General features: G+C 64.5%; 11 protein-coding genes and 1 riboswitch. Of the genes, 6 read left to right on the top strand and 5 right to left on the bottom strand.

Annotation, left to right across the window (positions count from 1 at the left end; genetic code table 11):
- Positions 1 to 28 precede the first annotated feature (28 nt).
- From VGH68_RS28585 to glyA, 5 genes are all read right to left on the bottom strand, one after another.
- Positions 29 to 844 (bottom strand): PilW family protein, encoded by an 816-nt coding sequence (locus tag VGH68_RS28585; protein ID WP_331607096.1) that lies wholly within the window; start codon positions 842 to 844, stop codon positions 29 to 31.
- Positions 841 to 1,320: a type IV pilus modification PilV family protein gene (locus VGH68_RS28590; protein WP_414697006.1), complete on the bottom strand. Its 480-nt coding sequence runs from the start codon at positions 1,318 to 1,320 to the stop codon at positions 841 to 843. Before VGH68_RS28590 ends, VGH68_RS28585 begins: the two co-directional genes overlap by 4 nt.
- Entirely contained in the window at positions 1,302 to 1,862 is a 561-nt protein-coding gene (locus VGH68_RS28595) for a GspH/FimT family pseudopilin (RefSeq protein WP_331607097.1), read from the bottom strand. The genes VGH68_RS28590 and VGH68_RS28595 overlap by 19 nt, the downstream gene beginning before the upstream one ends.
- A 218-nt stretch (positions 1,863 to 2,080) precedes the next feature.
- Positions 2,081 to 2,563: a transcriptional regulator NrdR gene (nrdR, locus tag VGH68_RS28600; protein WP_233828347.1), complete on the bottom strand. Its 483-nt coding sequence runs from the start codon at positions 2,561 to 2,563 to the stop codon at positions 2,081 to 2,083.
- A 6-nt stretch (positions 2,564 to 2,569) separates the two neighbouring features.
- Entirely contained in the window at positions 2,570 to 3,817 is a 1,248-nt protein-coding gene (gene glyA, locus VGH68_RS28605; RefSeq protein WP_331607099.1) for a serine hydroxymethyltransferase, read from the bottom strand.
- A gap of 166 nt (positions 3,818 to 3,983) precedes the next feature.
- Positions 3,984 to 4,110: riboswitch (ZMP/ZTP riboswitch) on the bottom strand.
- A 250-nt stretch (positions 4,111 to 4,360) separates the two neighbouring features.
- Between glyA and ydfG the strand changes: the two genes are divergently transcribed.
- The 6 genes from ydfG (at position 4,361) to tolB (ending at position 9,553) form a co-directional block, all read left to right on the top strand.
- Positions 4,361 to 5,107 carry a bifunctional NADP-dependent 3-hydroxy acid dehydrogenase/3-hydroxypropionate dehydrogenase YdfG gene (gene ydfG / locus VGH68_RS28610; RefSeq protein ID WP_331607100.1) on the top strand — a complete coding sequence of 249 codons (747 nt, stop codon included), beginning with the start codon at positions 4,361 to 4,363 and terminating at the stop codon, positions 5,105 to 5,107.
- A 173-nt stretch (positions 5,108 to 5,280) separates the two neighbouring features.
- Positions 5,281 to 5,745, top strand: coding sequence for a tol-pal system-associated acyl-CoA thioesterase (ybgC, locus tag VGH68_RS28615; protein ID WP_331607109.1), 465 nt, complete (start codon positions 5,281 to 5,283; stop codon positions 5,743 to 5,745).
- 185 nt (positions 5,746 to 5,930) lie between these two features.
- Complete coding sequence (gene tolQ / locus VGH68_RS28620; protein ID WP_007179119.1) at positions 5,931 to 6,608, top strand: protein TolQ; 678 nt, start codon at positions 5,931 to 5,933, stop codon at positions 6,606 to 6,608.
- A gap of 10 nt (positions 6,609 to 6,618) precedes the next feature.
- Positions 6,619 to 7,065, top strand: coding sequence for a protein TolR (gene tolR / locus VGH68_RS28625; protein ID WP_331607102.1), 447 nt, complete (start codon positions 6,619 to 6,621; stop codon positions 7,063 to 7,065).
- Positions 7,062 to 8,111: a cell envelope integrity protein TolA gene (gene tolA / locus VGH68_RS28630; protein WP_331607103.1), complete on the top strand. Its 1,050-nt coding sequence runs from the start codon at positions 7,062 to 7,064 to the stop codon at positions 8,109 to 8,111. Before tolR ends, tolA begins: the two co-directional genes overlap by 4 nt.
- A gap of 149 nt (positions 8,112 to 8,260) precedes the next feature.
- Positions 8,261 to 9,553, top strand: a complete 1,293-nt coding sequence (gene tolB / locus VGH68_RS28635; protein ID WP_331607104.1) for a Tol-Pal system beta propeller repeat protein TolB — start codon at positions 8,261 to 8,263, stop codon at positions 9,551 to 9,553.
- The last annotated feature ends 1 nt before the right edge of the window (position 9,554 follow it).

The following is a 9,554-nucleotide window of genomic DNA, read 5'->3' on the forward strand; positions in this document are numbered from 1 at the left end:
CGTCGCCGGGGCGTTCCTGTTCGACTCGTCAAGGCGACACCTCCATGCGCTCGGTACGATTACGCAGCGCGACGCGGCGCGAAAAAGCCTGCCTCGGCCGCAAGTCGGCGCCGGTCGTGCTCACGCCGTCGCAATCCATATAGCGCGAGCGCTGTGCTTGCGGTGCGCCGCGCACGATCACGCAAAGATCGACCGCGGCGATGTTGGTCCACTGATCCGCTGGCACCGCCGATGCGTCGACCGCGGCCGGAGCGCCGGCCAGCCAGTATCGCAACCGCAGCCGCTCGACACCCTCCACCAGCGGCTGCGCGGTGCCCGCGTTTCCGTTGCCGTCGCAATAAAGCTCCGGCTCGCCGGTCGATTCGCTGACGCTGGCAAAGTAGCGGTTCACCACCGGCACGCCCTCGCTGCCGAGCGCGGCGTCACTGGTTCTGATTCCCTGACCGACGCAATCGGTCACCTGCCCGCTCGACGATGGCCACGTCGATATGCTGTCTCCGACATAGTGGATTGCAACGCCGTCCGAACCGCTGCTCAACGTGCTGCAACCGGGGCTATCGTCCGTGCCGGTCGGGCGCCCGCGCGAACAGCCGAACAAACCAGACGGCGCGTTGTAGCCGACCACACCGGCGGGAACGAAGCCAGCCATCTGCAATTGCTGACCGATCAGCATCAGCGCGGTGAGACCGGCTTCGCGAATCCGCATCGCATTGCTCGCGCGCTCGAACGCACTGCGCTGCGTCGTATAAAGCGATATCGCGCCTGCAGTGACGATCAGTCCCAATGCCATCGCGATCACGAACTCGATCAGCGTATGACCGCGTGCACCGTGCCGCCGCGTCATTTTGCAAACGCCAAAGCGACACACGAGGAGCCGGCGGGAACATCCAGGCCGCCGCAGGATGCCGGCTGATCGGTCACATCGCCGGAGCCGGAGCCCGGCCTGTCGCGTACGGCCGCCCAGGTGACGCGCGCCGTCGCCACCGCGCTGCTCTCCACAATCGATGCTTCGCCGTGAGGCAACAGAACGCTCGCCTGTGTGCTCGATTGGTTGAGTGCGGCATCGGCCAGGGACGGCACACTCATCGTTTCGGCAAGCGAGTCGGCTATCCACGCGGCGCTTTCGCGCATCGTCATCGCACGGGCTTCGCGCGCGATCCACACTTGACCAGCGATCAGTCCCAGCGCCGTCACCGCGACCAGCGCGACCGCCAGCATCACCTCGATCAGCGAGCTACCGCCGCAACCTCGCGCGCATTGACGCGAAAGTGCACGCGAAAGAGCACGCGACGAAGTCGTCATCACGAAGCCGCCGTGCATGCGCCCTCCGAGATTCGAGCGCGGCCGCCTGACGCAATGCGAATGCAGCGCCGCCACGGGTTGCCCTGCATCGCTTTGGTCGGATTTCGCGGCGCGATGTCGAAATTGCGGAATGCGCCGACCAGTTGCCCCGAGGGAGGGGTGAACGTCATATCGGTTTGCACAGCACTGATGCTCACCGCCGCGAGCAACGGCTGCGCGCGAAGCAGCGATAGCGTGCCGCCGTGCTCGACCAGCACAGCCCAGCCGCAGGCCCAATCCGCGATGCCATCGCCGCATGATTCGCCCGCGCCAAGACAAACGCGCGCCGCGTCGACGCGGCACACCGTGACGCGTGCGCCTCGGCGTAGCGCTTCGCTGCGTGCGTAAGCGAATGTCGACAGCAACGCCCTTGCGCGCGCATCAACCTGATCGCGCATATGCCATGCGACGAACGATGGCGTCGCCATCACCGCAATCACCACGAGCAGCGCGATCACGGCCAGGGTTTCGACAAGCGTGAAGCCGGCGCACGGTGGCCGGCGAATCGCATGGTGTTTCATCTGCATCTCTGAAGGTATTGAACGGATGCAGCCAATCTAGCGATTTGCAAACGCCCCAACAATCGGCCGAATGGCCAGGTGGCATTCAGGCGTTATCCCGCGCAAAAATACACGTGACGAACTTCAGCTAAGCGGGGGTGGGAATGCGGCAAAAACCGCGTGGAATGCGCGACGCGACCGAGGCGAACGCGCACGGACAAAGCGTGGCTTGCCGGCGTTCAGCGCTTGCGGGACGGCTTGGGAGGAGAAGAAGCGCGGCGGAATTCCTCGATCACGTCCTCGAATTCGGAGACGTCTTCGAAGCGCCGGTACACGGAGGCGAAACGGACATAGGCGATCGTGTCGAGCGCGCGCAACTCGTTCATCACCAGTTCGCCGAGGCGCTCACTGCGCACCTCGCGCTCGCCACTGCCAAGCAGTTGATATTCGATGCGGGCAACCGCCGCGTCGATCGCGTCCGCTGCGACCGGGCGCTTGCGCAGCGCCAGTTGCATGCTCGCGAGAATCTTGCGGCGATCGAATTCCGTGCGAGTGCCATCCTTCTTGACGACCGACGGCAGCGCCAGCTCGACCCGCTCATACGTCGTAAAACGTTTGTCGCAGGCCGCGCAGCGGCGGCGCCGCCGAATCGTCGCGCCGTCTTCGGACACGCGCGAGTCGACGACCTGCGTATCAGCGTGGCGGCAGAAGGGGCAATGCATGACGGCTTAGCCGTAGACCGGGAAGCGCTGGGTCAGCTCGGCGACCTGCGCGCGCACGCGCTCGATCGTCGCCGCATCTTCCGGGTTGTCCAGCACGTCGGCGATCAGGTTGCCGACCTGCTCGGCTTCCTTCACGCCGAAGCCACGCGTGGTCATGGCCGGCGAGCCGAGCCGCACGCCCGAAGTCACGAACGGTTTTTCCGGATCGTTCGGAATCGCGTTCTTGTTGACCGTGATGTGCGCCGCGCCCAGCGCCGCTTCCGCAGCCTTGCCGGTGATTTTCTTCGCGCGCAGATCGACCAGCATCACATGGCTTTCCGTGCGGCCCGAAACGATGCGCAGACCACGCTTGACCAGCGTCTCGGCAAGCACGCGCGCGTTGTCGACGACCTGCTGCTGATAGGCCTTGAATTCCGGCGACAGCGCTTCCTTGAACGCAACGGCCTTGGCGGCGATCACGTGCATCAGCGGACCGCCCTGGATGCCCGGGAAAATCGCGGAGTTGATCTGCTTTTCGAACTCGGCCTTCATCAGGATCACGCCGCCGCGCGGGCCGCGCAGGCTCTTGTGAGTGGTGGTGGTGACGAAGTCGGCGTGCGGCACCGGGCTCGGATAGACGCCGGCGGCGATGAGGCCCGCGTAGTGCGCCATATCGACCATGAAGTACGCGCCGATCGACTTCGCGATCTTCGACAGACGCTCGAAATCGATGCGCAGCGCAAACGCCGACGCGCCGGCCACCAGCAGCTTCGGCTTGTGCTCCTGCGCGAGCTTTTCGACGGCGTCGTAGTCGATGTCTTCGGCTTCGTTCAAGCCGTAGCTCACCACGTTGAACCACTTGCCCGACATGTTGACCGGCGAGCCGTGCGTCAGGTGACCGCCGTGCGCGAGGCTCATGCCCATGATCGTGTCGCCCGGCTTCAGCATCGCGAAGAACACGCCCTGGTTCGCCTGCGAGCCGGAATTCGGCTGTACGTTGGCGGCTTCGGCACCGAACAGCTGCTTCACGCGGTCGATCGCGAGCTGTTCCGCGACGTCGACGTATTCGCAGCCGCCGTAGTAGCGCTTGCCCGGATACCCTTCCGCATACTTGTTCGTGAGTTGCGAGCCCTGCGCGGCCATCACGGCCGGGCTCGTGTAGTTTTCCGACGCGATCAGCTCGATGTGGTCTTCCTGACGGCGGTTTTCCTGCTCGATGGCCTTCCAGAGTTCGGGATCGACGTTGGCGATGGTGCTTTGGGCTCTGTCAAACATACGGGTTCCGTTGAGTGTGTTCCGGTTGACCGGATCGTGTGCCGAATCTTGCGTAGAGGGTACGCAGCGCTGCTGGCGGCCAGGCTAGCCCTGACGCGGCGGATGGAGAGTCGCCGCACACGCGAGGCAGGCCAGCCACCGTCAACGCAGATCAGTGCGCGCGGATCACGGCTGCCCAGGCGAACGGCAAAACGGCACCCTGCGCTTCACGGTGGGTTGTTCCACCTTGAACCCGATCGGTTGAATCGGCTGAGTCGGACGACTCGGTTCTATCGCCAGTCACGCAGGGTCGAGCGCGTTAGTGTATTGGAAGAGGATCGAATAGGCAACCGGCTCGCCAGCGCGGGAGCGCCGGCTGGCTGGGGCTTCCGGCACGCCGCTCCACCTGCCGCGAACAGGTCTGGCGAGGACATCTCGCCAGCCTCGAAGGGCCGCCGCGTGCCGCTGCCGCGACCGCGCATACGGCTGGTACGTCCTTGCCGCAGCGCCGCATTGCAAGTAGGCTTGGGGCCTTTGTCTCATACCGACCAGGGAACTACTGCAATGATCGTGTTCGTCACTGGAGCGTCGGCAGGCTTCGGCGCTGCCATCGCCCGCGCATTCGTCAAGGGCGGCCACCGCGTCGTCGCCACCGCTCGCCGCAAGGACCGGCTGCAGGCACTCGCCGACGAACTCGGCGACGCGCTGCTGCCATATGAACTCGACGTGCGCGACCGTGCCGCCGTCGAGGCCGTGCCGGCATCGCTGCCCGCGGAATTCGCGGCCCTCGACGTGCTCGTCAATAACGCCGGCCTCGCGCTCGGCGTCGAGCCGGCGCACAAAGCCAGCCTCGACGAATGGACCACGATGATCGACACCAACTGCACGGGGCTGGTGCAGGTCACGCGCGCGCTGCTGCCCGGCATGGTCGAGCGCAATCGCGGCCATATCTTCAATCTGGGTTCGGTAGCCGGCAGCTGGCCGTACCCGGGCGGCAACGTTTATGGCGCGACCAAGGCGTTCGTGCGCCAGTTCAGCCTGAACCTGCGCGCCGATCTGGCCGGCACCGCCCTGCGCGTGACCGATATCGAGCCGGGCCTTTGCGGCGGCACCGAATTCTCGAACGTTCGTTATCGCGGCGACGATGACAAGGCCGCCAAGGTCTACGAAAACGTTCAACCGCTGACGGCCGAGGACATCGCGGATTCGATCTACTGGATTGCCACGCGCCCCGCCCACGTGAACATCAATACGATCGAACTGATGCCGGTCGCCCAGTCGTTCGCCGGGCTAAGTATTCATCGCGGCTGATCGCGAAGGCCGCCGGTCGCGACGGCAGCTCGCGGATCCAGGCGCGGCCGCCGCCGCTCACGCCGCCGGGACGCCGCCGGCGAGCGGACCGCAAAACGACCGATAGCGCCGCTGAGGTCCGCCGCACGGCACGCACACTTTGAAACAGACCCGCGCGTATGCGTTCCGGTAGAATGCGCCGCATGAATATGTCGACCAGCCAGCCAGGCACGGAAAGCGGGTACACGTGGCCCATCCGCGTGTACTACGAAGATACCGACGCCGGCGGCATCGTGTTTTACGCCAACTACCTGAAATTTTTCGAACGGGCGCGCACTGAATGGCTGCGCGCATGCGGCGTCGACCAGCATCGGCTCGCGGAAGAAACCGGCGCGATTTTCATCGTCCGCCGTACCGCGGTCGACTACCGGGCTCCGGCCCGGCTCGACGAGGTCGTGAAAATTGTCAGCCGGATCGAGCGGCTTGGCAGAGCTTCGGTGGACTTCGCGCAGGAAGCGTGGCGCGAAGGCACATTGCTTGCTATCGGCACGATCCGGATAGGCTGCGTCGATCGAGTTGCATTGCGGCCCGCGGCGATTCCCGCTCCGGTTCTCGCCGCCCTTCGGCGGGGATCCGGCATGAGCCAGGACGTGAGTTGAAAAGCGGCGGCATGTCAACGGACGATACCTTCGCGCCGTTGTTACGGGGCGAGTGAACTCATACCGGTCGGGCAACGCAGGCATGGTTCGGCTTCGATATCGCCGAAGCTTCCGTTTTGCCCACGGCAAGCTTGAAACGGCCTTGCAGCCGGACGCCCCTTCCCGGGACGCTAAAACGAACCTATATGAACACTACACAAGATCTGTCGATCGTTTCACTGGTACTTAATGCGAGCCTGCTAGCTCAGGCGGTGATGGCCCTGCTGCTGTTGCTGTCGCTGTTGTCGTGGACTTTCATCTTCCGCAAGTGGTTTGCGATTCGCCGGGCGCGCGCGCAAACTGAGCGCTTCGAGCGTGATTTCTGGTCGGGCGGCGACCTGCAGGCGTTGTATCAGAGCGCCGCGAATAACCGCCACACCATCGGCGCGCTCGAGCGCATTTTCGAGTCCGGCATGCGCGAATTCCTGAAGGGCAAGGAAAAACGCCTGAACGATCCGGGCGCGATTCTCGACGGCGCGCGGCGCGCGATGCGCGCGGCCTTCCAGCGCGAAATGGACGTGCTCGAGGCAAACCTCGCATTCCTCGCGTCGGTCGGCTCAGTCAGCCCGTATATCGGTCTGTTCGGTACGGTGTGGGGGATCATGAATGCGTTCCGCGGCCTCGCCAACGTGCAGCAGGCTACGCTCGCGAACGTCGCACCGGGTATCGCCGAAGCGCTGACCGCCACTGCGATCGGCCTGTTCGCCGCGATTCCGGCGGTGGTCGCGTACAACCGCTACGCGCACGACATCGACCGTCTGGCAATCCGCTTCGAGACTTTCATCGAGGAATTCTCGAACATCCTGCAGCGCCAGGCACAGTAAGGAGGCCACGATGGCAGGCTCCCGTTCCTCCAGCATGCGCGGCTCGCGTTCACGCCGCGCGATGGCCGACATCAACGTCGTGCCGTACATCGACGTGATGCTCGTGCTGCTCGTGATCTTCATGGTCACCGCGCCGCTCGTGGCGCCGTCGATCGTCAATCTGCCGACTGTCGGCGGTGCCGCTCCGCAGCAGCAGACGCCGCCGGTGATCGTCAACATCCGCGCGGACGGCAACATGAGCGTCAAGTACAAGGACGACGCCGGCACGCAGCAACAGGAAGACATGACGAAGGCCGGCCTCAAGGGCTTCATCGCCGATCGCGCGCAAGCGCACCCGGATCAGCCCGTCGTGATCGCCGCCGACAAAACCGTGAAGTATGAAGCCGTGATGAATGTGATGTCCGAGCTCAAGGCCGAGGGCGTCAAGCGCGTTGGATTGCTCGTCAAATCGCAATGATCCGCAAGAATTCCGACTACCCGCTGCAGCCACCGCGTGAACGCGGCACTGGACGCGCGTTTCTGTTCGCGCTGGTGATGCATGTGCTGCTCGGGTTCTTCCTGTACCACGGCATCCAGTGGCAGAACAGCACGCCTGAGGGCGAGCAGGCGGAGCTCTGGACCGAGGTGCCGAGTTCGGCGATACCGCATCCGGTCACCCCTCCTGCGCCACCGGTGCCGGTCGCCCCTGCGCCGCCGGTGCGGGACGAACAGGCCGACATCGCGCTGCAGCAAAAAAAGCGTCAGCAGCAGGAAGCCGCTCGCGAAGCGCAACTGGCCGAGCAGCGCCGTGAGCAAAAGCTCAAAGAGCAGCAGGAAGCGCAACGTCAGCAGCAGTTGGCGGCCGAGCAGGCAGCCCAACTCGCCGCGCAGAAGGCCGCGAAACTGAAGCAACAGCAGCAACAACAGCAGCAACAGCAGGCGGAAAAGCTCAAGCAGCAACAACTGGCGGAGCAGCAAAAGCAGCAGCAACTCGCCGAGCAAAAGCAGCAGCAATTGAAAGAACAGCAGGAGCAGCAACAGAAGCAGGCCCAGGCGGAAGCGCAGAAAAAGGCTGATGCGGACAAAGCCGCGAAGACCAAGGCGCAAGCCGAAGCGGCGGCGAAGAAGCAGCTCGACGCGGAGCGGCGCGCGCGCCTCGCGCAGATGCAGGGGCTCGCCGGCGGTGTCGGCGGCAGCAGTTCCAGTAGCAACGGACTAGGCAAGAACGGAACCGGCAGCGGCTCCGGCGGCACGGCGGCATCGCCGGGCTACGCGGACAAGGTGCGCAGGCTGGTGCTTCAGCATGTGACCTGGGGCGGTGAAACGGAAGGTCTCGAAACCGTGATCGCCGTACGTTGCTCACCGGATGGCAATCAGTTGAGCGCCACCATTACCCGCGGCAGCGGCAACCAGGCGTGGGACGCCGCCGCGTTGCGGGCAGTGAAGGCGTCCGATCCGATGCCGCGGGATGTCAATGGCAAGACGCCGGAAAGCTTTTATGTCACGCTGCGTCCGGCAGGTTGAGGCGGCACACTGACAGCCGGCTAACGGCGATGCCGCGCGTCGCTCCACAGGCCGTCGCGCAGGAACGACGCGGGAACGAATTAGCTGTTTTCCGGTCTGTTTGCTGTTGTGAAGTGTTAAGTAAAACCGTTTTGAGGAATCCATACAGCATGAGTTTGATGACCAAGCTAGGCCTGCGGACACTCGTGGCAACGTGCCTGATCGCTGTCGGCGGCGCCGCCAACGCACAACTCAACGTCCTCGTGACGGGCGTCGGATCTACCCAGTTTCCGATCGCGACGGCGACTTTCGCCAATGAAGCGAACTCCCCGCAGCAGGTCAGCGCGATCGTGCGCCAGGACCTGCAGCGCAGTGGCAAATTCACCAATATCGATGCAGGCTCGACGCCGGTGTCCGAGACCGATTCGGTCGACCTCGGCGCATGGAAGGCGAAGGGCGCCAACGCGTTCGTCGCCGGCAGCGTGAACCGCCTGCCGAACGGCCAGTACGAAGTGCGCTTCAAGCTGTACGACACGGTCAAGGGCGAAAGCCTCGGCGGCCTCGTACTCGTGAGCCCCGAAAGCGGCCTGCGCATGAGCGCGCACAAGGTCGCCGATTACATCTACGGGAAACTGATGGGCACGCGTGGCGTGTTCGCGACGCGTCTGTCGTACGTGATCCGCACCGGCGGGCGCTACCAGTTGCAGGTTTCCGATTCGGACGGCCAGAATGCGCATATCGCGCTGTCGAGCCCCGAGCCGATCATCTCGCCGGCCTGGTCGCCTGACGGCACCAAGGTCGCATACGTTTCGTTCGAGAAGAAGAAGCCGATCGTCTACATCCACGATCTGCCCACAGGCCGGCGCACGGTCGTGTCCGACCAGAAGGGCAACAACAGCGCGCCGGCCTGGTCGCCGGACGGCCGCTCGCTCGCCGTCGCGCTGTCGCGCACCGGCAATACGCAGATCTTCGCGGTCAACGCGGACGGCAGCGGCCTGCGTCGTCTCACGCAAGGCACGTCGATCGACACCGAACCGGCCTACTCTCCTGATGGCCAGTGGATCTATTTCACGAGCGACCGCGGCGGCTCACCGCAAATCTACAAAATGCCGGCGCAAGGCGAAAGCGCGGGCCCCGCGCAACGCGTCACCTTTACGGGCAGCTACAACACCAGCCCGCGCGTGAGTCCCGATGGCAAGGAGCTTGCCTATATCTCGCGCGTCGGCGGTGCATTCAAGCTGTATATCCAGGACCTGCAAGGCGGAACAGCCACGGGCCTGACGGACACGACACATGACGAATCGCCGAGCTTCGCGGCGAACGGTCAGTACATTCTTTACGCCACTCAGGTGAACGGCCGTGGCGTGTTGGCCGCAGTATCGACCGACGGTCGCACTCGGCAGGTCCTGTCCGTTCAGGGCGGCAGCGTACGCGAGCCGTCCTGGGGCCCGTTTATGCAATAAC

Source organism: Paraburkholderia sp. (assembly GCF_036488505.1).
GTDB lineage: Bacteria > Pseudomonadota > Gammaproteobacteria > Burkholderiales > Burkholderiaceae > Paraburkholderia.